Here is a 24,569-nt window from a genome sequence, read left to right as displayed (position 1 = left end):
GTAAATACTGCTAATTAAAAACTGTAGTTATATTGTACTGAGTAGTAAACCGCATTTGAACGCGTTTGTGCTGAAATCTCACTGTTGTAGCCAGGCACTTGAGCAAGAAGGTTACTATTTTCTAGTACAGTAACATCTTCTCCGCGTACAAAAGCGATACCTAAATCAACGCTTGATTTTGCATTTAAATCGTAACTCACACCCGCGGTGTACCAAGTACGATCAGAATCAGGTATTGATAATGATGAATGCTGATTAACTACGCCCTGATCGGTTGCGACACCTGCGCGTAAAGTCCAGTCTTGAGTGAGGTTATAAGTCGCGCCTAGGCTTAAGAACCACGAATCTTTCCAGTGGTATTCTTTTAAATCTGCTTGGTCGACACCATTGGCACCATCTTTAACCACGATTTTGTCGAATGCACTCCAATTGGTCCACTGTGCAGTGTAATGCACGGCAAATTTATCCGTTAGCTGGTGGAAACCGGCAAACTGAGCAATGTCAGCGATAGGAATATCAATTTCATTGTATTCAGTGTAAAGATAATTTACATCACCTTTGGCGGTAAGTTTTGGGCTAATACGATAACTTAACCCAAAGCGATTATCTGGATTAACTTCATACACAACACCAACAATCCCACCTAATGCCCAACCATCTGCATCGACATCGACTAGGCTGCCAATCTGTGGGTTTTCGCTAGTACGAGTTAAGGTTCCGCTGCCGTAAACGGCATCAACACCAAAACCAAAACTGAACTCATCATTAATGCGATAAGACATACTGGTGTTGAAGTTAATAGTAACCACTTCTGTATTACCGAGTAAGTCTACTGGAGGTGGCAGTGGTACTGCATTGCCGCTAATGGTAGGGGTTCTGTTTGCCAAGTCACCTAAATCGGTGCCAGTGCCGTAGTTACTGAATACCGCAACGCCAAACGCCATTTTGTCATTAATTGGATTGATGTAATAAAAATTGGGGATAACTTTTGCTTCTGCAGCATTATGCTCACTACCAAAAGCAACGTCTTGTCCGGCAAAACTGCCTTGTGCATCAGATACTGATACATCAATGTCTGCATAAACAACACCTAAAGATAGCGCTGTTTCATCAAAAAGAGCCATGGCTGCAGGATTACGAGATAGAACCGATGCGTTGTCAGCAATAACGGCATCACCCGCCATTGCACGACCAATACCAGTAGCAGATTGGCTGTTTAACTGAAAACCAGCAGCGGATGCTTGTGCACTGAGTAGTCCTACCGCGGTAGCAATGAGGGTCTTGTGGAATTTATTCATTATTATGTCCCATTTATTATTACCGTTTTGCACAAAGTTTATTCACTTCAAGCATTTGACGGTCAAAATTTTAGGCATATTAGGTAAGTGTGACTAATGTAACAACTCCGACCAGATGTTAGTTGTTGTTAATATTAAGTTAATTCTGGTTTTTAATGGTGAAGTAGGTGTTTGATAGCATGGCAGTATATGTAAATTTATCAGCAGTTTTAGACAACCATTACTGTGCAGTTAGTTTAAGTTAAAGTTTATTCATAGTGGATTTTAGAGACTAATCAGATGAGATTCATCGAAGCTTGTTAGGTCATTCGTTGGTATTGACACTCGATTATAAGATTAGTAGCTCAACCTCTGCAATTACAGCGGTTGAGCTATTAAAATGACTAATACAGCCTTTTATTGGAGTTTATTGTGTTTTTAAAGATTCACGAAAATCGGCAAAGTCGGCGATAGTTTTCGGTGTTGGTGGTGACATTTTACTGACGATTACCCCCACTAACATTGCGAAAATAAATCCAGGGACGATTTCATACAACTCAAAAATACCGCCAGTCAGTTGTTTCCACACGACAACGGTTAAAGCACCCACTAGAATGGTTGATATCGCACCATTACGGCTATAACCTTGCCAAAATAGTGATAATAACACCACGGGACCAAATGCAGCTCCAAACCCAGCCCATGCATAACTGACGAGTCCTAATACGCTGCTTTCAGGATTAAGTGCAACAACGCCGGCTACTAATGCAATGGCAATAACGCCAATACGGCCTACTAACATTAACTCTTTACTGCTGGCTTGTGGACGTAACCATTTAAGGTAAAAGTCTTCTGTGATGACACTAGAGCAAACCAGTAATTGTGAGTCAATAGTACTCATAATGGCAGACAAAATAGCTGCAATCAGCAAGCCGCCAATCCATGGATTAAAAGCGGCATGGGCTAAATGAATAAATACTGTTTCTGAGTTATCAAGTGGCTCTGCAGCAAAATAAAGACTACCGGCAATACCCGTTGCTAAGGCACCAACTAACGACACTAACATCCAGCTCATGGCGATACGACGAGATAACACTAAATCTTTTGGACTGCCGATAGCCATAAAACGAGACAAAATATGCGGTTGGCCGAAATAACCTAATCCCCACGCCAATAGCGACACGAGTCCAATGACGGTGGTGTTTTCGTTAATAAACGACAACATAGCAGGATCGATTTGTTCAAAACTTGCTTGAGTATCGGGTTGGCTGAAAATTGCAATGGGTACAATTAATAATGCAATTAACATTAAGCAGCCTTGAAAGAAGTCAGTCCAGCTGACGGCAAAAAATCCACCTACGAAAGTATAAGACACAATGATGAATGAACCGATCAGTAAGGCGAGGTTATAATCGAGGCCGAATACTTTTTCAAATAATATCGCACCGCCCACCATGCCTGAAGAAGCATAGAAAGTGAAAAAGATCAGGATCGTTAATGCCGAAACCAATTTCAATAGTCCATGAGAGTCATTAAAACGGTTTTCAAAAAAATCGGGTAACGTCAAAGAATTATTGGCAACTTGGGTATAAATTCGCAGTCGTTTTGCAACAAATAACCAATTAAGCCACGCACCAAACACTAACCCGAATCCAATCCAGGCTTCACCTAAACCACTTAAATACACCGCGCCAGGTAAGCCTAATAACAACCAACCAGACATATCTGATGCGCCAACACTTAACGCTGTTACTGCGGGCCCCATTTTGCGACCACCGAGAATGTAATCATCAACAGTGTCTGTTTTACGATAAGCCCAGTAACCGATACCCATCATTAAGGCAAGATATCCGATAAAGGTAATGATGATTGGTGTTTGAATTTCCATATTGCTTCCAGGTGATTATTTTTATGGTCGACATGCTAGCAGAAGTTTGATCTAGTTCACACTTTGATTTTTTAAGATGAAAAAAAATCCGCTATTCCAATGAAGTAGCGGATTTTAAATCATTAATTTATAAATTATATAAAGGTGTTTTCAACTTCTTTTTTGACAAACTCAAGGTCAGAAGCGGGCTCGCCCACTAACACCATATAGGCGTCGGCTGTTTGAAAACTTTGGCCTTTGTATTGATTGTCTGCAAATGCTTCTTCTAACACAATACGACTTTCGACGGGCACAATAAACAAAGTGACTTTGTTTCCGTTCTCGTCAGCCATCACTAAATGCAATGATTTAACACCTTGGAAGTCGCAATAAGAGGTGTAAAAAACACGGCCTGGTTGTTGGATAAATTTCGAATCACTTAATCCTTCTAAACTGGCTAGTTTAAAGTTTACGTCATTAAAACCAATATCCTGTTCCATCACTAATGCTTTGGTTTCATGATGAACATGAGCCAACGAGTTTTCCCCTAAGTTTACTGGCGTGAAGCGTAATAAACTAAAGCTAACTCCCACAATAAAGGCAACTGAAGCAGCCATTGCCATTAAGTAACGGGTCTGTTTTTTGTTTTTTTGATGCTGACTCAATTGCTGTCGTAAAATTAACTTATCAGCAAGCCCATCAGGCACGCTAATATTGAGTGCTTGAGTGAGTCTATGATCAAATGCTTGTAGATCTTTGACAAATTTAGCATCGTCTTCATTTTCAGCTAAATGAGCTAAAAAATCGTCGGCTTGATTATTGGGGTCACCGTATGCATGGCGACGAAACTGTAGATCATCCATTTGATTGACCTCTTACCTCTGGTGCTTCGAGAGCGTCTTTTAACTGGTTTCTGGCTCTAAATAAACGGGTCATTACCGTATTTCGATTGAGTTCTAGCATGGTGGCAATCTCTTCACCACTAAACCCGCCAATCAGCTGCAATAACAACGGCTCTCGATATTCGATATCGAGTTTACCTATTTGACGACGTAACCAATACTGCTCGGTATCTTCTTCATGACTTGTCGATAGTACATCTTCAAGTAAATCTTGTTCTACGTCGCTGTAGTCAAATTGTTTACGCTCAAAACGTCTGGCATTTTCCCGTCTTAAAATGGTAATTAGCCAGGCTTTAGCCGCTTTTTCGTCATTTAATGAGTCCAAAGAACGCCACGCCCTTAAGAACGTTTCTTGAGTAATATCTTCAGCAACATGTTTATCACCACACAACCAAAAGGCGTAGCGAAATATGTCGGTGTGAAGAGCCCTGACAAGGCTATCGTATCGTCGTTGTTTTGTTAGCATCTCAGATAAGACCGCAGGTTCGGACTTTTTCTTTCGCAATGAATCAAACATTTTTTAACTTTTTTGAGTTAATAATATGTAACAGCTTAAAAAGGAGGAGGATTAATAGCAAGCTAAATAGCAGCATCTAGCTACTATTTAGCTTTTTAATGTTATGGATTTAGCTCTGCTATTATTGATTTTTTATTGGCGAGAGGGGGTTGTTGATAAGCCAAAATGGCATCCATTAACGATTTTTTATCAATCGCTTGTGGTTTATTGCTGTATTTGTCTGCTTGTAGCTTATTCATTGCTAACGCTAATTGTTCTGATAAACCGCTGATTTGAGTCAAAGTCATCAATTTACCTAAACGTTCGCTAAAGTAGGCTTGTACCGCAATAATCGCCGCACTGCTGTCGTTACGGTCGCATGCATGAATAATTGCATTGAGTCCAGTCGTTGCTGTTTTTCTAGGTATTTTGAGGTTTTTATTGTCTTGATTAAATTGTGGCAACGTGCGGTTTACCGATGCTGCTTTACGCCATAATACTAAAGTGATGAGCCATAATACCGCCAGAACAGCACTCAGTAACGGCCAATATCCGCTGGCTTGAACTGCGCTAAAACTATCCGCTGGTGGAATATCTGTCGTAGCCGTTGTGCTGCCTATCACGTTAATCGTGCGGGCTGGCAATGTGGCAAATTGTTGCTTTTTAAGATGTGGGTTCCACCAAGGAACATTTATCTCAGGTAGAGTATAAGTACCTGGTTTTGTTGGCACAATAGCAGTAGTGATACTGTATTGTGATACCACTTGATTGTCGCGAACAAAAGTTTGTCTTAACGGCTTTTCTGGATAAGCTTTTAAGCCGTCGGCCAGTGGAATATCGATGTCGGGTAAACTAGTGTCATCGGTATTAGATGCAATTAAACTAATTGTGCGGGTAATTGGGCTGCCCACTTCAAATTCGCTGATATCGTCCGGCCACGTCTCTTTTAATACCGCAATATCGCTGACTAACCATTTTCCTTGGTAACTTGGCGGTGTTGAATTGATTTGAATGACTTCTCTTTCCGCTTCTGTTTGCATTGGCCGACTTTCATTAAAGCCAAACATACCTCCGCGTCTAGGGGCTTCAACAAGTACATCGCCTGAGAAACTGGCGCCATTGATAACTAACTCCCCTGGCAGATCGGCAATAATACCGTAAGTGCGTTCAATTACTCTAAAGCGACGGCCATCAATGATCTCACTGCCATCTTTGTCTTCGCCTATTTGCTTGATTTGCGCGCCTTCAATAACGGGAGCACTTAATACTCCTCGTTGTAATTCTACTGCAAGGTATAGTTTTACTTTATAAGTGATTAATTGGCCGACATAAGCTTCTGAGGCACTAGTGTTGATGTTAATAAATACGTTTTGTACTTCGTCGGCAGTTGAACCTTGTGGAATAACTTTTAAGGTAATTGGGTTTGAGCTAATTCCTTTGATGTTAAACGCCGGTATGGTGACATTGCCCACTGACTTAGGTGACAATAATACCTGCCAGCGAGTTTCTTTGGTGGTGTCAAAGTTAACCATTTTAGTGCTGCGGCCAACGCTAGTTCTTCCAACAATAAAGTCATCGAGCAATACTGAGGTATCTAATGCCCCCGCATTTAGATCATCATCGGCAATAATATCGAGTACGAAATACTCGCCTGTAACAATTGGATTTCGGTCTATGGTTGCTTGTACTTGGCTAAGTGCAAATACCGGTGCAGCAATGATGAATAGCAATAGGCTAAAAAAAGTTCTGATTACCACTGTTCATTTTCCTTAGGCGGTTGACTATTTTGACGACGTTTTTGATATTCAAGCTGCATTTTATTGCGGATTAACACTTGTGGATCTTCGTTTATGGCGCGAAGGGCACGTTGCATATCTGCAGGCAAATCATCTTGATTAATTTGTGAAGCCGAGATCATTTCTGATGGTTTGCCATCTTTTATGTCTTCTGCACTTGGCTTTGTTGAAGACTGTGCAGTCCCCATTTTTTGGTTGCCATCATCTTGTTGGTCTCCATTTTTAGTCGCACTGGCCTGCATGCTAGATTCGTTACTAGCTGGAGAATCTTGCGTTGAATCATCTTGCTGTGAAGTGTTGTTATCTTCAGAGGTTGATGATTGTTGATCCGAACCATTTTGTTGCTGACCATTTTGCTGTTGTGCTTCGTTTTGTGACGATTCGGATTGTTTATCATCTTGTTGTTCATCACGGTCTGATGGCTGATCACTTTGTGATTGTGGTTTATTATTATCAGATGAACGATCATTTTTATTGTCAGATTGGTTTTCAGCGTTCTGTTGTTGGTTTTGTTGGCCAGATTGGTCTTGTTGACCTTGTTGGTTTTCCTGTTCACCAGACTGTGATTCGTCGGAATCTGCTTGTTGAGATTCATTGTTATCAGAAGATTGTTCTGATGTTGAGTTGTCATCATTTGAGTTAGATGGATCTTGCTCTGATTTATCAGATTGCTGATCTGATGACTCTTTTTGTTGTTCAAGCAATTGCTGGGCTAAGGTCAAATTCTGTTTTGCTTCAGTAAACGGTGATTGAGCCGCAATAGCTTGTTGATAACGCTTAATGGCCTCTTGATAATCTTTAAGCTGCATTAGGGCATTCCCTTGGTTATATAAACCTTGGGCGCTGCTGTCTTGTTCATAGCCTTCTAGCGCTTGTTGATAATTACCGGCTTTGTATTGCGCAGAGGCTTGCCATTGTTGGTTTTCGAATGTTTCCGCTGCTTGGGTAAATTCACCTTGTTCAAATGCAGACTGTGCTTGTTGGTCTTTAGTTTTCCATAAGTCCTGCCACACAGAGGCTTGTGCTGGTTGACTGTTGGCTAGACTAAATGTCATTGCCGTAGCGAATAGCAAGCTAGGGCTAAGCATGAGGGTTAAGAATCCTTGCCTAAAACTCATTAACATCGGGATGATTAATAACATAGCTAAATATGGACCCAGATCTTGCCAAGTTTCGCCTGCAAGATCCGTTTCGGTTGCCTTGCCATCAGTTGCCAGCCAGTGGGTGAGGGTGGAGATATCGCTACCATCTGTTTGAGCTGGCACAAGGATCCCTTGGTGTTGTTGGACAAGTTTCTGCAATAGACCGTAATCGGTTTTAGCGACAACGATTTCATTACTATTATCACGTAATAATTGACCATCAGCTAAACGAATGGGTGCACCTTGTTTACTGCCAAAAGCCATGATCGATAAACGATAACGGCTGTTAAGTGCGCTGCTTGCTTGATTAAATTGTTGTGCAGAAATGCCATCGGTCATGACAATAATATCGCCACTGACATGACCACCTTGAGCCAATAGTTTTTCTGCTAGAGATAACGCCGCTGTTAAGTTAGATCCTTTAGTGGGCATAATATCGGGTGATAATGTTGGCAGTAAGTTTAAAATAGTGTCACGGTCGCGGGTTAACGGGCTAATGGTATAAGCATCACCAGCATAGGCAATCAACCCTGTTTCGCCTTCTTTTAATTCATTTAATAAGTCGGTCGCTCTAAATTTAGCGTAGGACAAGCGATTTGGACTTAAGTCGGTGGCATACATGGACTGAGACATATCCATAATGAGCACTCGACCTTGTTCGGTTGCAAATACTGGCAGATTTTGTTTATTTAATGCCGGCCCTGAAAGCGCAATCACGGCGACTATCCAACTGGCAATTAATAGCCATTTGGGCTGATGACTTTTCTCAACCGTTTGGCTGATTAGTAACTGACTTAAATGTGGGGCGATATATTGTTTCCATGCTGATTGCTGGCTATGTTTACGCCAAAATAATGCACTTAATATTAATACCGGGATGAACCCTAATAGCCATTCAGGGCGAATGAAATGGATCATTATTGATTCGCCTCTTTGGTTTGGTTAGTTTTAGTCTGGTTGGTTTTAGCCAATAACTGGGCAGGCCATTGTTGCTGCAAACTGATTAAAAAACTAATCAGTAATGACATTAATAACGGCCAATAAAATAACTCACTTTTGGGACGATAACTCAATTGATCACGACTCACCGGTTCTAACTTGTCTATTTCTTGATAAATGCTGGCTAACTCTTCACTGTTTCGGGCTCTAAAATAACGCCCCTTAGTCATGGCAGCTAATTTTTTGAGTTGGCCTTCGTCTAAGTCCATTGATGGATTAATGCGCTCTTTTCCAAAAATAGTTCGGCGTTCTAATATTTCAGCGCCAACCCCGATAGTATAAATAGTGATGTTACGTTTCGCGGCAATTTGTGCGGCGACTTCTGGTTCAATATTACCTGCATTATTAGAGCCATCCGTTAACAGAATGAGCACTCGATTACTTTCGTCAACTTTATCAAAGCGCTTAACCGCAAGTGCAATGGCTTCACCGATAGCGGTTTGCTTGCCGACTAACCCTATCTGAGCATCATCTAAAAATGTAGCAACAGAGCGGCGGTCTAAGGTGAGTGGGGCTTGTAAATAAGCATGATCAGCAAATAAAATAAGTCCGAGTCTGTCACCTTTACGACGTTCGATAAAGTCACTAAGTACATGTTGTATTAGGGTAAACCTGTTAACAGTTTGTCCATTTATGACCATGTCTTCAATTTGCATACTGCCGGATAAATCCACCGCAATCATTAAATCACGGCCTTTTGCCGGTAATTCTATGGGATCGCCAAGCCACTGTGGTCGAGCGATTGCTAACAACAACAATATCCACATTAGCCAGTAACGTTTTCTGCTGCTTTTTCGGTTTACTGAGCTGGACACTGTAACCGTTGTAGCGATGCCGGGTAGCTGTAGATGTCCGCCGACATTATGTATGTTGATGCGTTTTATCAACAACGGAAGCGGCAGTAAGATTAATAACCATGGCCAATAAAATGCTAGCATTTGGCCTCCAGATATGAATTATTGGATGATAACGTTGTATCACTAAAAGGACGTTTATTGCTTAGCCAGGCTTTCGCTAAAGATTTTAATTGAGCTTTTTCGGTTTGATCTAAACCACTTGCTTGATGTCGCTTAATTAATAGTTGACCAATTTTATGTTGCTGGCCAGAGGCGAGGCGAGTATCTAACCAATCAAACCAAGGCTGACCGTTGAGTTTAGCGAGGTGTTCACGCGGTAAATAGGTAAGTGCGGTGCGTTTGAGTAAGCTGTTAACCTGTGCTGCAAAGGTATCATCTTCAATATCATAGCTATCTAGTAACGTCAGCGCTATTTTTCGTGGTGCATGATATTGATGTTGTTTATATAAACGCTTAACTAACCAGATTGCTAAGGTTATTAATATTGCTGCAATTATCCAATATCCAGGTGCGATAGGCACTGCACTGATTGGCTCTGGTAATACAATATCTTGCATTTGCGCTAAAGCGGAGGCTTTGGCATCAATCGGCAATGGCTGTGTTGGTAAGTTAGCAGTGGTCATTTAACGTAAAATATCCAATTGTGCACTGAGCGGTTTAGCGGCATCGATGAATTTAGGTTGTACTTTTATCATATTCATTAATGAGACGAATTGCTGTAACTGCTGTTGCTGAGTACTTAACCAGGCTTCATAACTTTGACGTGTTAGGGTCAGCTGTTGTTGGCCATCTCGTACGGGTAAAGAAAATTGTTTGGGTAACGCTAAGGTTCCCTGCCTTAATGGATCGGTTACCACAAAGGCACCAATATCACAGTGACGCGACAACTCTGTTAAAGGCGCTAAACATTGCTGGTTGATATGTTGGCCGTCAGTAATAATCCAAATAAGTGACCCAGGCTTAGCAATGCGCTGTAGCCGTTGGCAGGCTTTAAACATATGGCCGGGATCGGGTGTTAATTGATTTATTTGGTTTAATTGCTGTTGATGGACATCAATTAACCCTGAGGTTAACTGTAAAATACCTTGGCGGCGACTACGTGGCTTTAGCTCTAAGTGAGTACTTTCACTGGCAATTAATGCCCCGAGTCTATCGCCATGGTTAATGGCATTCCAACCTAACGTTGTGGCTAAATGAGCCACTTGTACCGATTGTAATAGTAGCTGGGAGCCAAAGTATAAGCTGTGGCTCAAGTCTATCAATAGCAGGATAGGGCGTTCGCGTTCTTCAACAAACAACTTAGTATGTGCAACACCTGTTCGTGCAGTGACTCGCCAGTCTATAGTACGAACGTCATCTCCATTTTGGTAATGACGTACTTCAGCAAACTCCATACCGCGGCCTTTTATTTGGCTGCTTCGGTGACCAGACAATGCTGCTTTCGCCCGCGATTTGCGATCGGGTATGGCGCGGGATAAGCTTTGACAAGCAATAAGCTCTTGCTCATTTAAGCTCACACCATCACTGTAAAGTGGTAATGAATTAGTTGGGTTCATCATAATCTAATCATGCTTAATAATAGGTGCTCGTGCTGCAACATTTACGGTACGGCAACTTGACTAAGAATGTGATCAATCACCTGATCTGCCGTAACGCCTTCCGCTTGCGCTTGATAACTGAGTAACAAACGGTGACGTAACACATTAGGCGCAACAGCTTGAATGTCTTCTGGTGAAACAAAGTCTCGTTCATGTAACCAAGCACGCGCTCTGGCGCAACGTTCCAGTGAAATTGTGGCGCGAGGACTGACACCATATTCAAGCCATTTAGCTAAATCAGCACTGTAGCGCGCAGGTTGTCGAGTCGCCATCACAATTTCAACGATGTATTTCTCTAACGGTTCAGCTAAGTAAATATCTAATGCCTGATCTCTTGCTGCAAACACATCGGCTTGTGCGACGGGGTCTATCGTAGGCAACTGATGTGTTTTGGCCTCTTTACGCGATTGGCGTAAGATTTCGACTTCGGTTTCTGCGCTAGGATAATCGAGATTTAAGTGCATTAAAAAACGATCTAATTGCGCTTCTGGCAGCGGATAAGTACCTTCGTTTTCTAGCGGATTCTGTGTAGCCATCACTAAGAATAGTGGTGGTAAAGGATAACTATTTTTACCAACGGTAACCTGGCCTTCAGCCATGGCTTCTAATAGCGCTGACTGAACTTTAGCTGGGGCACGATTAATTTCATCTGCTAGGATTAGATTATGGAAAATTGGCCCCGCTTCAAATTCGAATGTCCCTGTTTGCTGACGATAAATATCAGTGCCAGTTAAATCGGCAGGCAATAAATCGGGAGTGAACTGAATACGATGAAACTCGCCTTCTACTCCATCACATAATGCTTTTACTGCACGAGTTTTGGCTAAGCCAGGAGGACCTTCAACTAATAAATGTCCGTTTGCGATAAGTGCTATCAGCAAGTTCTCAGTTAATACGGGTTGACCTAAGACAACATTATCTAAATAGGTGCGTAGTGAGTGGAAACGACTTAACGGCATAGCTGTACTCAATTTATTTAGTTGGCATTGGGATTATTACACCCTATGTTATGAATTCTATTGGTTTTTGGCTAGTAGGATTAACACAATTTAACTCTTTATGAAGTAGATAGTTGTAAACGCCTGTTTAAAACTATTCAATAAAAAGTTAGAATCAGGTCACACTTTGATGGTCTGACCAGATTATCTGGCAAAATAAAAATTTACCGGCAGAGCCGAGATAAGCTAACAATAATAGAGGGTGACACATGAGTGATAGACAACAAGTAACAAATTCCCGGGGTGAGCGCATTGCGATTGTTGCCGGTTTAAGAACACCATTTGCAAAGCAAGCAACCGCCTTTCATGGCGTATCAGCGCTAGATATGGGCAAAATGGTGGTTAATGAGTTGCTGTCTCGCTCTGAAATCGACTCTCAGTTAATTGAGCAGCTTGTCTATGGTCAAGTTGTGCAAATGCCTGCAGCACCCAATATTGCTCGTGAAATTGTACTAGGTACTGGCATGAATGTGTCAACAGATGCTTACTCTGTCACCCGAGCTTGTGCAACCAGTTTTCAGTCGGCGGTTAACGTAGCTGAATCAATTATGACCGGCAATATTGAAATCGGCTTAGCTGGTGGGTCTGACTCGTCTTCAGTACTACCTATTGGAGTATCAAAAAAGCTTGCACATGCTTTAGTCGATTTAAATAAAGCGCGTACTTTTAAGCAAAAATTTGCGATTGCACGTCGTTTAGGCTTGAAAGACCTGATGCCGGTACCGCCAGCGGTTGCTGAGTATTCAACGGGTTTGTCTATGGGGCAAACCGCAGAACAAATGGCTAAGACTTACAACATTAGCCGTGCAGATCAAGATGCATTAGCGCATCGTTCACATACATTGGCTACTGAAACGTGGAATTCTGGCGTGCTTCAACAAGAAGTGATGACAGCTCATATTCCACCTTACAAACAGTTTATTGATCGTGATAATAATATTCGTGAAAACTCTGTATTAGAGTCTTACGCCAAATTGCGTCCCGCATTTGACCGTAAGCACGGTACCGTTACTGCCGCCAACAGCACGCCATTAACCGATGGTGCATCGGCCATTATTTTAATGAGTGAAGGTCGTGCTAAAGCCTTAGGGTATCAACCTATTGGTTACATCAAGAGTTATGCGTTTACGGCCATCGATGTATGGCAAGACATGTTAATGGGGCCTTCGTATGCGACGCCATTAGCATTAAAACGTGCTGGAATGGAATTAGAAGATTTAACGCTGATTGAAATGCACGAAGCATTTGCGGCACAAACATTGGCCAATATGCAGATGTTTGGTTCTAAAAAGTTTGCAGCAGAGAAGCTGGGTCGCAATCGCGCGATAGGCGAAATAGACATGAGTAAGTTTAACGTATTAGGCGGTTCATTAGCCTATGGTCATCCTTTTGCGGCAACCGGTACGCGTTTGATTACCCAAGTGTGTAATGAACTTAAGCGTCGTGGTGGTGGTACTGGTTTAGCAACTGCTTGTGCTGCTGGCGGTTTAGGTGTGGCAATGATTTTGGAGGTGGAGTAATGAGCATGGAAAAAACATTTAATTTAGCTCGTCGTGACGATGGTATTGCCATTTTAACAATGGACGTTCCTGGCGAAACCATGAACACCTTAAAAGAACAATTTGGTCCTGAAATTAGTGAAATATTAACTGAAATCAAAGCTGATAACAGCATTAAAGGCTTGGTTGTTATATCTGGTAAGGCTGATTCGTTTGTTGCCGGTGCCGATATCACCATGTTAGCAGCTTGCAAGAGTGAAGCTGATGCTAAGGCATTGTCACAACAAGGTCATGTGGTTTTTTCTGAGCTTGAAGGATTATCAATTCCTGTTGTTGCTGCTATCAATGGTGCTTGTTTAGGTGGTGGCTTAGAATTAGCGCTAGCGTGTCATTTACGCGTATGCAGTGACGATAAAAAAACCATGCTAGGGGTGCCTGAAGTGCAACTGGGTTTGTTGCCCGGCGGCGGCGGTACTCAGCGTTTACCTCGACTAGTCGGAATTGCAACTGCGTTAGATATGATGCTTACTGGCAAGCAAATTCGTCCTAAACAAGCATTAAAAATGGGGTTAGTGAATGATGTTGTGCCTAACTCTATTTTGCTTGAAACCGCGATAGAGCTAGCAAAAAAAAGTAAACAAGCTGCAAAACCTGTGGTGCAATCTAAAATTAATCAGTTTTTAGAATCATCTTCATTTACTCGCGATATTATGTTTGATCAAGCTCGCAAACAGGTAATGAAAAAAACTCAGGGGAATTATCCTGCGCCAGCTAAAATCATCGATTGTGTTCGTCAAGGTATGAATAAAGGCATGGTGAAAGGGCTTGAGGTTGAAGCAACTCATTTTGCTAATTTAGTGATGTCGAAAGAGTCGGCAGCATTACGTAGCTTGTTCTTTGCCACCACTGAAATGAAAAAAGAAACTGGTGCTGAAGGTGCTGTGCCACGCAAAGTTAAAAAAGTAATGGTATTAGGCGGTGGGTTAATGGGCGGTGGTATTGCGTCTGTAACAACCACTAAAGCTAAAATTCCAGCGCGTGTCAAAGACATTTCAGAGCAGGGATTAAGTAACGCACTATCATATGCTTACAAACTGCTAGATAAAGGCGTTAAGCGTCGTCATATGACACCTATAGCGCGTGACAATATCATGGCATTAATGACAACGACGACTGAATATACAGGTATTAAAGATGCCGATATCGTTGTTGAAGCGGTATTTGAAGATTTAGCACTTAAACATAAAATGGTTCAAGACGTTGAGCGTGAATGTGGTGAAAACACCATTTTTGCTTCTAATACGTCTTCATTACCGATTGGTCAGATTGCCGCAGCGGCAAGTCGTCCTGAAAATGTGATTGGCCTACATTACTTTTCTCCGGTAGAAAAAATGCCGTTAGTTGAGGTGATTGCCCATAAAACCACATCGCCAGAAACGATTGCAACTACAGTGGCGTTTGCACGCAAGCAAGGAAAGACACCTATTGTGGTTCAAGACGGCGCAGGTTTTTATGTAAACCGTATTCTAGCCCTGTATATGAACGAAGCTGCGCAGTTATTACTTGAAGGTCAACGTGTTGAACACCTAGATCGCGCATTAGTGAAGTTTGGTTTCCCTGTGGGACCGATGACTTTGCTTGATGAAGTGGGCATTGACGTAGGTGCTAAAATTTCGCCAATTTTAGAAAAAGAGCTCGGCGATCGCTTTAAAGCACCTGCAGCATTTGACAAGTTATTAGCCGATGACCGTAAGGGTCGTAAAAATGGTAAAGGTTTCTATCAATACGGACCTAAAGCTAAAAAAGCCAAATTGGTTGATGAATCCGTTTACAAAGTGCTCGATATCTTAATCGCTTCGGATAAAGAAGCAAAAGATGTGGCAGAGCGTTGTACTATTCAAATGCTCAATGAAGCTGTTCGTTGTCTTGAAGAAGGGATTATTGCCTCTGCAAGAGATGGTGACATCGGTGCTATATTCGGTATTGGCTTCCCGCCATTCTTGGGCGGCCCGTTCCGTTATATCGACACCTTAGGTGCAAGTAATTTAGTGGCAACTTTACAAGGTTATCAATCACTGTACGGTGACCGTTTCGCACCGTGTGATACGTTAGTAAAAATGGCTAGTGATGGCAGCCAATTTTATAAAAAGTAAACCGAGTGATTGTTATTGATAATATTTAGTTATCAAATTGTAAAAAAGCGGCAGTGAATTGCCGCTTTTTTATGTAACAAAGGCATACCTTTGCCTTATTTTTAATCAATCAGATACTTCTTTACGGTATAATGCCCGTTATTTAGTATGATAAGTCAAGGATGATAGCGTAAACGATCATACGAATGATATTTCGCCATTAAGCTGTAATCACCTCGATATAATGGCGTTAACATGATTGCTTGCGAGTCAAAGATGAATCGTAATGTTGTATAAGTAGGGATTAAGTTAACTGAGTTATTTGGAGTCAGCGATAATGCAGTTTAGTTGGTTATTCATGCTTATTTTAGTGAGTATTAGTAGTGGTTTTTTATTTGGTTTTGCAGCTTATCAGCATGGTTTAGCCGTAAAGCGATGGGGATGTGTAGGTTGTATATTAGGGCCACTCACTTACCCATTGTTTAGCACCCACAAACGCTTGGCTGATATGAAGGTTTGGCGACATGGCCGCTATAGAATAGAAGGTTAAACTCATTTTAGTTTGCTATATAAAAATTCAAATTCAAATTCAAAACAACAAAAAAGGAGCTTATGCTCCTTTTTTTATGGCTGATGGTTAATCATCAGTATCTCAATAATTACTTCCACCAAGCTCTAGCTTGGATGACTTCAAGGTGATTTAAACCTTCAGGCAATTTTACTTTTTTACGAGCTGGTTTTGCTAAACCAAGTGCTATTTTTAGAGAAGTAAACATAGGGTTCTCCTTAAGCTGTTTGGGTGTTAAGCAGTTTAACGCCCGGGATTTTAGCTGTTTGAGAGTTAAGCAGTTTAACACCTGGGATTTTAGCTGTTTGAGAGTTAAGCAGTTTAACGCCCGGGATTTTAGCTGTTTGAGAGTTAAGCAGTTTAACGCCCGGGATTTTAGCTGTTTGAGAGTTAAGCAGTTTAACGCCCGGGATTTTAGCTGTTTGGGTGTTAAGCAGTTTAACGCCCGGGATTTTAGCTGTTTGAGAGTTAAGCAGTTTAACGCCCGGGATTTTAGCTGTTTGGGTGTTAAGCAGTTTAACGCCCGGGATTTTAGCTGTTTGAGAGTTAAGCAGTTTAACGCCCGGGATTTTAACTGTTTGAGTGTTAAGCAGTTTAACGCCCGGGATTTTAGCTGTTTGGGAGTTAAGCAATTTAACACCCGGGATTTTAGCTGTTCGAGTGTCTAACATGCTAACATTGCAAGTATTTGCTGCTTCGGTCATAGGACTATTTACCATTGAATAGCCATTGAATGATAATGCCGATAAAACCGCAACTGTAATTATTCCTTTAATCATTTTAATCTCTCTTATATTTTGTAATTGAAGCTCAGGGTTAAATAACAATATTATTTTGACAACTGAACTTGCATTTGCATTTGTTATGCCAAATATAAGAGGTAGTTATTTATTTTTCTTTAATGTACCGTTTAATGCTTCAAATTTAAGTTTGTCTGCATTCAACATAAGCTCAAAGTCAGCTTCTTTAATAGGCTTACTATAGATATAGCCTTGAATCTCTTCGCAATTAAGTGCTTTTAATATATTGAGTTGTGCGGTTTGTTCAACCCCTTCACCTACCACGGTCAGTCCCATATTGTGGGCAATAGTAATAATTGAATCGACCATCTTGAGGTCTCGGTCAGATTTATCTATGTCATCAACAAAGGTTTTATCGATCTTTAAGCAATTAATAGGAAATCGCTTTAGATAAGACAAAGAGGAATAACCTGTCCCAAAGTCGTCAAGAGCAAGGCTGACACCCATTTTAGCCAATTGCTGCATCACTTTAATCGCTTGTTCGGGATCTTTAATGACAGTTCCTTCAGTGATTTCAAGCTCTAAGTGTTTAGCTGGTAACTTTGTGAGTCGTAAAATTGACTCTATTCGTTGCTGTAAATCGGGCAGAGCAAATTGTCTTGACGATAAATTGACAGCAACACGACCACTAAATAATCCTAGTTCGAGCCATTTCTGCGCAGCAAAACACGCTTTTCGCAAGACGACATCACCAATTTCAACGATTAAACCATTTTCTTCGGCAAGGGGGATAAATTCATTCGGTCCAATCAGGCCTAATTTAGGATGATTTAATCTCACTAATGCTTCCATTCCGTTAAGACGATCTTTCTTCACATCGATTTTGGGTTGGTAATATACTTCAAACAAATCGTCTTTGAGTGCTTCTCTGATTAAACTTTCGATTTCAAGCTGACGTAAAGCATTTTGATTTAATGACTCAGAATAGAATTGATAGCGGTTGCCACCACCAGACTTAGCGTGATACATGGCGATATCGGCTTTACGTAACAATGCTTGCTCGTTTTGCTCGTCTTCAGGATAAAGCACAATTCCGATACTAATGCCTAGTACCAGTGAGTCATTATTAAGAGTGAAAGCTGGCTTTAGACAATTTATCACTTGCGTTGCAATGGCGGCACATGATCCGATATCAGGGTGTTGATCGACGAGTAAGGCAAATTCATCGCCGCCTAGACGGTATAAGCTGGCATGTTTTGGGATGGCTAACTTTATACGCTCAGCAACACCAATTAATAAGTCATCACCAATTTGATGGCCTAATGAGTCATTAATACGTTTAAAATTATCTAAATCAAGCACCATTAGGGTGTGATGAACATCCTTTTTAACTAGGTTGCTGAGTGTCACTTGCAAACTAGACCGATTGGGTAAACCGGTAAGTAAGTCATTATTGGTTAGTTTTCTGAGTTCTTCTTCTTGTTGTTTACGGCGAGTTATATCGGAAAACACGCCAACATAATGACTTGTGTCACCTTGTTCATTGTATATAGCGTCAATAGTCAGTTCCATTAAGAAATAATTGTCTTTACCTTTACTCGCTTCAACTTCGCCGCTCCAACGACCTTGCTGTTTTAGTAAGTTTCTTATTTGTTCTGAATAACTGGCTGGATAACGAGTGAAATTGAGTATTTCATGAGTAAATTTTTCCTTTGTCGAAGCTGCCAGTTCACAACAGGCATTATTGACTTCAACAAATTGATATTTTTCATTGAGAATAAACATCCCTTCAGAAATATTTTCAATTGCTCTAGCGAATAAACGAAGTTGCTCTTCTGCTTGCTTAATATTATTGATGTCTTTAATGGTGCCAGTCATTCGAAGGGGTACATCTTTCTGATCACGTTCAACTATCTTGGCTCTGTCTAAAATCCAGATCCACTCTTGGTTGCGCGCTTTAACGCGATAAGCAATTTCGAAGTGATCGGTTAGGGCATTGAAATGATCATTTAGCGCCCTTGTCACACGATCTCTATCGAGAGGGTGGATATTACTTTCTTCATCAGGATTACCCGAGCGACGACCGTCTTGAGGGAAGTCTAAAGAGCCCCATATATTAGAACGGTAGATTTTGCCACTTTCAATATCCCAGTCCCACATTTCATCGCCACTGCCCCATAATGATAATTTTAAACGTTCTTCACTCTGGGCTATTTTCTTTTGGATTTTTCTACGATGTATTGCTGATTTAATAATTAAAGTAATGATAATTATAATGATGGCAACATAAATTCCTATCGCTAGATTTGATAACCACCATGGTGGAGTTACTAATATCTTAATATTTCTTTCATTAGTCTCTTTTCCGGAAGAACGATTTTTTGCATAAATTTTAAAATTATATTTTCCAGGAGATAAATTAGTATAAGTTACGGAATTATTACCTTCAGTTGATAACCATGTTTTTTCCAGATCTTCTAAATAATAAAAAAATTCAAAATCTTTATTGCTTTCCCCTAAGATATTAAATTTTATAGTGAATGGGTAGTCCGAATAGCGTAATGAGATTTTTTCAATATAATTAAGTGGTTCTTTCAATTTTTCCGAACCTACCTCTACCGGAGAATTAAATAGTAAAAGTTCTTCAAAGTTTATTTTGTTGCTTGGTTCTTTTTCTAGTGTTGATATGATCTCAATTGGATTAATTAGAAGCATACCATCAGGGCTTCCAAGTATTATTTCTTGACCCATACTAAGTGTTGCTTGTGTATTATAATCGTCAAAAGAACCATTTTCAGTATTCAAAATGTATTTTTTATTTTTATTAAGATCTAATAATATTACTTCTCTACTTGAAGCAATTGTAAGAGTATCTTCAATGCTTGTTATTGAATAAATTATCTTCTTTCTATCTATTATTTTTTTTATATTTTCATTTTTTAATACATAAACTGAATTTTTTGTTCCAAAAAATATACTATTTTTATTTTTTGTTAGGTTGAATACGAAATCTTGATTGAATATGTTTGTAAATACACCATTGTTATACTTTATCAAGCCGCTTTGTGATGCTATCCATAAAGTTTGTTTATCGAGTAAGGTGTCATATATAGGGAATCCCGTTTTTGTGTCTAAAAGGGTGATTATTTCTCCTTTAAAATTAAGCTTGTAAATTTTTCCATCAAAAGTAGAAGCAAAAAGGAAATTACCGTGTTTTTTAATATTGAAAATAATATCAGAAAGTAATTTTTTTTCTTCTTTTGTCGTATTATTTTTTAGTGTTAGACCGTCAGATGAGCCAATGAATAAGGTATCACCAATAGATATTATCGATTTAGGCCCATGATTAAGGTTGTTGACTTCAACAGTATTTGATATTGATTTGTTATATCGATAAATATTGCTTTTATTGTTAGCGATAAGTAATCCAGTATCAATGTTAGTCATAGACCAAATGTTTTTTTCTGGAGTATTTATCCTTTTTAGATAATTTTTATTTTGTGATATATCAAAATAACCATCAACATAGTTTGAAATGTAAATATGCTTTTTGTTTTGTGAAATAATAATGTTATTTAATCTTTCTTTTTTTAAATCTATAGTCCCGATCTTTTTTGTTTCTAATTTTTTGTTGATTAAATTTAGCTCGTATAGATGATTTTCAGACAATCCAAGTGTATGTTGTGAGTAAAAATTAGCCGATGAACTTAAGGCCTTAAATTTAAGCTTTGATAATAATAATACGCCGTGATTGATAATATAGATACCGTCATTAGTTACAGCTATTAAGCTATCTTCCATAGTTACTATATCATTAGTACCGCTTAATATTTTTGTAACACTTTGATTTTTAAATTCGAAAACATCACCATCAAAATTCCTAATAAATAATGATTCTTTGCTTTTTATTATTTTTTTGATCTCTTTAAATTTATTTTCATTAATGTCTAATATTATGTTTCTAGTCGCATTGGAATAAGTGATTATTCTATTTTCTAGACCAATGATCACACCTTCTTTCTGTTTCGAAAGTGACCAAATTGTTTGTTTACCAATTAAGTCTGATATTTCATTTTTAACAAATCTCTCTGTATTTTTGTTATACGATACAAGGCCTTTATCTGTCCCGACTAATAATGTGCCATTGTCATCGATAAGTAAATTACGAATAAAAGAACTGGGTAGAGAATTTTCATTTTCTTCTGCATAGAATTGCTTAAATTCATTGCCGTCGAAACGATTTAATCCATTGATAGTACCAACCCAAACGTAACCCTCTGGATCTTCTACGATGGCAGTTACTGTGTCCTGAGACAAACCATCCGCAACACCATAATTAGTGTAGTTTAGTAGTAGATCGAAATTTGATTCTGTGTCATCAGCTTCAATGGCTGCTGCGCCAAAGCTGAAAATAAAATAAACACAGATAAAGAGTAAAATTTTAGGCATAGATTTATACTTATTCTCTTTTGATGCCGCAAAGAAGTTCATGAATTGTCTACTTTTTCAGAAAGCAGGCCCTTTGTCAAAAGCATGTTAACAAAAAAGGTGTGATTGATAGAATATTACGCAATTATCGCTGTAAAATTTGTTTATAGTTATTTTTTAATCAATTAGTTATGTAATACTAAGGTTTTATTTGGTTGCTTGTACTGTTAACAATGATTGAGACATTTTGTTAACCTAATTTCGATTCATCTAGCTTTATATTTTTTAGACCTTTAAACGTCGATGCTGGTTAAAACTGAAATTTATCTGCTTGATGTTTGAATGTTTTTAAGTCGACAATCATATTATCTGAACGAAGGCTTGTTTGGCTGTGATGTTGTTCACCACTGTTAAACAAGACTAAACGGTCACAATCTCTACTGCGCATGTGAGCCACCATAAACTTGATCAAGTGAGCTCTGGTGAGCTTTTCGACTTCCGCGACGACCATTTCACGTTGATTAAATCCATAATCGCGGTTACCTAAGCTCACCCAATAGCGTTGGCTGCGTGTCTTTAGATTGGTATCATGTTCCATTATTTGACTTATCATACCTTGCTTTGTGCTTTCCCATTGTTCATTGGTTATTTGCATAACGGCATAATTAAAGTCGGCGATGAATTCGTCGATTGCTTCGAGAAGTTGTCTTGGACCTGTAGTAGGGGACTGCACATAAAAAATCATCCCTGGATGTCGGTTTAACGGTAAGTAACCTGTCCCAACCATGTAGCCTAATTGTTGTTTAGTGCGTAACTCATGAAAAAAGGTAGATGACATTGTATGGTTCAGTAGACTGAATAACGCCACACGTTCTGGTGTCGCCATCCGAGACTGATAGTAAACAATAATCGCACTATCTTGATGGGAAATGGTTTTTTCGCGAAGTAATGAACCTCTTTTATCTAGGTTGATAAGTTCGCGTGAAGACTCTGCGCTTGGTTTCGTGACTAAAGACAATAGATGTTGCAAACGCTTGCCGAGTTGCTGTGCTTCTTCAACCAGCCAATCCCCGTATACCAAACCTTCAAGATAAACTTTTTTGTAAAATTCGCTGACATGATTGTGTAAATCATCAAGTGTCAGTAGCGTGAGTTCTTCAGCCATTCTTGCGGGTTCAAAACTTCTTTTTTGTAGCGACACGGTTAAGCTGGTAAATAATTGAGATATTGGCTTAGCTTGAGCAACATTATTCCAGCTGCGTAATATCTGATTTTTAATCATACTAAAGCGTTGTTCGGTAAAGTTACGCTCGCGGGCTTTGTTGATGATTAGAGTGAGGAGCTTTTCTTGGTTACCCGTAAAACCGGTTAAATGCAGGGTAATGCCGCCTTGGTGAGGGTAAATATTGTAGTTAAGGCCAGCAACCTCTGCTTGGTATGTTGGTTCAGTCAGATAATCGATAAGCATTTCAACGTATAGTCTTGTTAATGCTGCTTGTCTAGGGGTTGAGCTCGCTTGATCTGAGTCTAACGATAAGTATAAATGCCCTTTAGGAACATTGAATTCATCATCTTTTTTATGCCAAATACGGTAACCTTCGCCTTCTGCAACAATAGTGGGTACTGGAGTATCGCTTTTGTCTGCCCTAGCTTGCGGGTTGGCGACAATAAACGGATTTCTTTCCGGAAGTTTAAGTGACTCTCTTACCGTAACGGAAGACCATTTTGCTATTTGTTGGGGTTGTAATGATCTCACTTGGTACGGAGTGTCGTACCATTTTGCTTGATTATCGACCTGTGATTCTTTTGCAACCGTGAGTAAGCGCATATTAGCTGCCGACATCATAGACAGCAGTTGTATTGTTTCATCCTCTAGCATTTCATCCATGCGATAGTCGCCATAAATAATGTCTTCAATATCATAATGGTGCATGTTGATACTGAGATGGCTTGCTAAATCCAAGGTTTTGATCTGTTCTTGGAATCGAAACGCAGTGTTAAGTAAATTGGCTCGCTCTTGGTAACGCCATGCTTGTACACCTTGCTGCTTAATCAGTTCAATGTATTCAAATACACAAGTTACCACTTCATCAAGCTCTGCAAATCCCTTGTCGGTTAATTGTATGCTGATTGAATAATCTTTGAAGTTGTAACCATTAACCCCACCGCCAGCAGATAAGTTATTGGCTAACCCCTGTACTTTTAAATAGGACAGTAAACTCCCTGGGCTTTCATTACCGAGTAAATGGCTGATAAAGGTGAGTGGTTTTCGCTTATAAAATTGGTCTATCTCTGGCAGTGAAAAACTAATACTGACTCGTTTTTGATCTTTCAACGGTACAATTTGTATATGTTTTTGACGTTGGTCCTTCGTTATCATTGCTTCAGATGGATAGTGTTTACTTACATTTCTATTGATAATGTTTGAGAAGTATTTTTTAACGATGGTGTCTAGCTCTGCAATAGGGCGTGGAGCGACAACGCACAATGTCATAATATTAGCACTGTAATGTTGTTGATAAAAAGCCAGCAGTTCATCCCGTATGTCTGCTTGTTTACCCGCTAAAGTTGTTTGGTTACCGACAGAGAATTTTGAAAATGGATGTTTTGGATTAACGGTTTCTTTTTGAACTTGGTAAACTCGGCGAATATCATCTTTTAATTTTAAGCTAAATTCAGATTCGATTGCCTGCCTTTCACGATCCACTAACTCTAAGTCAAACTTTGGGGCAATAAAAAATTGACTGAATCGGTCTAATGAACCTTCTAAGGCTTCGGCATTAATGCTATAGAAAAAGTTAGTTTGTTCTGTGCCTGTCCAAGCATTATTACTGCCACCATGTTGATTAATATAAGCGTGGTATTCTCCTGAATCTGGATATTTCTCGGTGCCTAAAAATAACATGTGCTCAAGGAAATGCGCCATACCTGGTCGGTCAACAGGATCGTCAAAATGACCAACACTAACCGCCATAGATGCGGCTGCTTGATTTGATTGCATGTCTTCAACCAATAACACTCGAAGTTGGTTGTTCAACACTCGATATTGGTATTGGCGATGATCATTTTGGCTTTTATAAACTGCTGGAAATTCAGGCAAGAGGAGACTCCAGAAAAGATAACTTGTTATATATTGATCTTGTTATTACTTTTTAGCAAATTACCTTGGTCAGTTTTATTCAATTATCGACTAAAGTTTATCTAAATATGCTCAATTCTAGGTTTGTTGTTGCGCTGATTAACGCTACAATTGGTTAAGAATGATAATAA

The 24,569-nt window shown here is 39.8% G+C and carries 16 protein-coding genes; 3 read left to right on the top strand and 13 right to left on the bottom strand.

What is annotated here, in order from left to right; genetic code table 11:
* Positions 1 to 14: 14 nt before the first annotated feature.
* The 10 genes from GUY17_RS14330 to GUY17_RS14285 form a co-directional block, all read right to left on the bottom strand.
* Positions 15 to 1,298 (bottom strand): OmpP1/FadL family transporter, encoded by a 1,284-nt coding sequence (locus tag GUY17_RS14330; protein WP_101086584.1) that lies wholly within the window; start codon positions 1,296 to 1,298, stop codon positions 15 to 17.
* Positions 1,299 to 1,704: 406 nt separating this feature from the next.
* Positions 1,705 to 3,165, bottom strand: a complete 1,461-nt coding sequence (gene putP, locus GUY17_RS14325; protein WP_162023538.1) for a sodium/proline symporter PutP — start codon at positions 3,163 to 3,165, stop codon at positions 1,705 to 1,707.
* 134 nt (positions 3,166 to 3,299) lie between these two features.
* Positions 3,300 to 4,007 carry a DUF3379 domain-containing protein gene (locus GUY17_RS14320; protein WP_101086586.1) on the bottom strand — a complete coding sequence of 236 codons (708 nt, stop codon included), beginning with the start codon at positions 4,005 to 4,007 and terminating at the stop codon, positions 3,300 to 3,302.
* Entirely contained in the window at positions 4,000 to 4,563 is a 564-nt protein-coding gene (locus tag GUY17_RS14315; RefSeq protein ID WP_011638133.1) for a sigma-70 family RNA polymerase sigma factor, read from the bottom strand. The genes GUY17_RS14320 and GUY17_RS14315 overlap by 8 nt, the downstream gene beginning before the upstream one ends.
* 101 nt (positions 4,564 to 4,664) lie before the next feature.
* Entirely contained in the window at positions 4,665 to 6,299 is a 1,635-nt protein-coding gene (locus GUY17_RS14310; RefSeq protein ID WP_162023537.1) for a BatD family protein, read from the bottom strand.
* Positions 6,293 to 8,398, bottom strand: a complete 2,106-nt coding sequence (locus GUY17_RS14305; protein ID WP_162023536.1) for a VWA domain-containing protein — start codon at positions 8,396 to 8,398, stop codon at positions 6,293 to 6,295. The genes GUY17_RS14310 and GUY17_RS14305 overlap by 7 nt, the downstream gene beginning before the upstream one ends.
* On the bottom strand, positions 8,398 to 9,417 hold the full coding sequence (locus GUY17_RS14300) for a VWA domain-containing protein (RefSeq protein ID WP_101086589.1): 1,020 nt from the start codon (positions 9,415 to 9,417) through the stop codon (positions 8,398 to 8,400). The genes GUY17_RS14305 and GUY17_RS14300 overlap by 1 nt, the downstream gene beginning before the upstream one ends.
* The gene (locus GUY17_RS14295; RefSeq protein WP_162023535.1) at positions 9,411 to 9,959 is read right to left on the bottom strand and encodes a DUF4381 domain-containing protein; all 549 of its coding nucleotides are present in this window, start codon (positions 9,957 to 9,959) and stop codon (positions 9,411 to 9,413) included. Before GUY17_RS14295 ends, GUY17_RS14300 begins: the two co-directional genes overlap by 7 nt.
* On the bottom strand, positions 9,960 to 10,895 hold the full coding sequence (locus GUY17_RS14290) for a DUF58 domain-containing protein (protein WP_162023534.1): 936 nt from the start codon (positions 10,893 to 10,895) through the stop codon (positions 9,960 to 9,962).
* Between the two features lie 41 nt (positions 10,896 to 10,936).
* A complete protein-coding gene (locus tag GUY17_RS14285; RefSeq protein ID WP_059744447.1) occupies positions 10,937 to 11,893 on the bottom strand; it encodes a MoxR family ATPase in 957 nt (318 codons plus the stop codon).
* Positions 11,894 to 12,141: 248 nt separating this feature from the next.
* Here GUY17_RS14285 and fadI point away from each other — a divergent pair, with 248 nt between their 5' ends.
* The 3 genes from fadI (at position 12,142) to GUY17_RS14270 (ending at position 16,113) form a co-directional block, all read left to right on the top strand.
* On the top strand, positions 12,142 to 13,452 hold the full coding sequence (gene fadI, locus GUY17_RS14280) for an acetyl-CoA C-acyltransferase FadI (RefSeq protein WP_059744448.1): 1,311 nt from the start codon (positions 12,142 to 12,144) through the stop codon (positions 13,450 to 13,452).
* Positions 13,453 to 13,457: 5 nt separating this feature from the next.
* Positions 13,458 to 15,584, top strand: a complete 2,127-nt coding sequence (fadJ, locus tag GUY17_RS14275) for a fatty acid oxidation complex subunit alpha FadJ (protein ID WP_101087200.1) — start codon at positions 13,458 to 13,460, stop codon at positions 15,582 to 15,584.
* Between the two features lie 316 nt (positions 15,585 to 15,900).
* Positions 15,901 to 16,113 (top strand): hypothetical protein, encoded by a 213-nt coding sequence (locus GUY17_RS14270; protein WP_101086592.1) that lies wholly within the window; start codon positions 15,901 to 15,903, stop codon positions 16,111 to 16,113.
* 236 nt (positions 16,114 to 16,349) lie between these two features.
* On the opposite strand, the gene GUY17_RS14265 is transcribed toward GUY17_RS14270, so the two are convergent.
* The 3 genes from GUY17_RS14265 to GUY17_RS14255 all read right to left on the bottom strand — a co-directional run bounded on the left by GUY17_RS14265 (position 16,350) and on the right by GUY17_RS14255 (position 24,399).
* Positions 16,350 to 16,910: a hypothetical protein gene (locus tag GUY17_RS14265; RefSeq protein ID WP_162023533.1), complete on the bottom strand. Its 561-nt coding sequence runs from the start codon at positions 16,908 to 16,910 to the stop codon at positions 16,350 to 16,352.
* A gap of 105 nt (positions 16,911 to 17,015) precedes the next feature.
* Positions 17,016 to 21,362: an EAL domain-containing protein gene (locus tag GUY17_RS14260; protein WP_162023532.1), complete on the bottom strand. Its 4,347-nt coding sequence runs from the start codon at positions 21,360 to 21,362 to the stop codon at positions 17,016 to 17,018.
* Positions 21,363 to 21,609: 247 nt separating this feature from the next.
* Positions 21,610 to 24,399, bottom strand: a complete 2,790-nt coding sequence (locus tag GUY17_RS14255) for an insulinase family protein (protein ID WP_162023531.1) — start codon at positions 24,397 to 24,399, stop codon at positions 21,610 to 21,612.
* Between the last annotated feature and the right edge of the window lie 170 nt (positions 24,400 to 24,569).

The organism is Shewanella sp. Arc9-LZ, assembly GCF_010092445.1.
GTDB lineage: Bacteria > Pseudomonadota > Gammaproteobacteria > Enterobacterales > Shewanellaceae > Shewanella.
The sequence above is the reverse complement of the archived record's forward strand: the minus strand, read 5'-3'. Positions and strand labels throughout refer to the sequence as shown.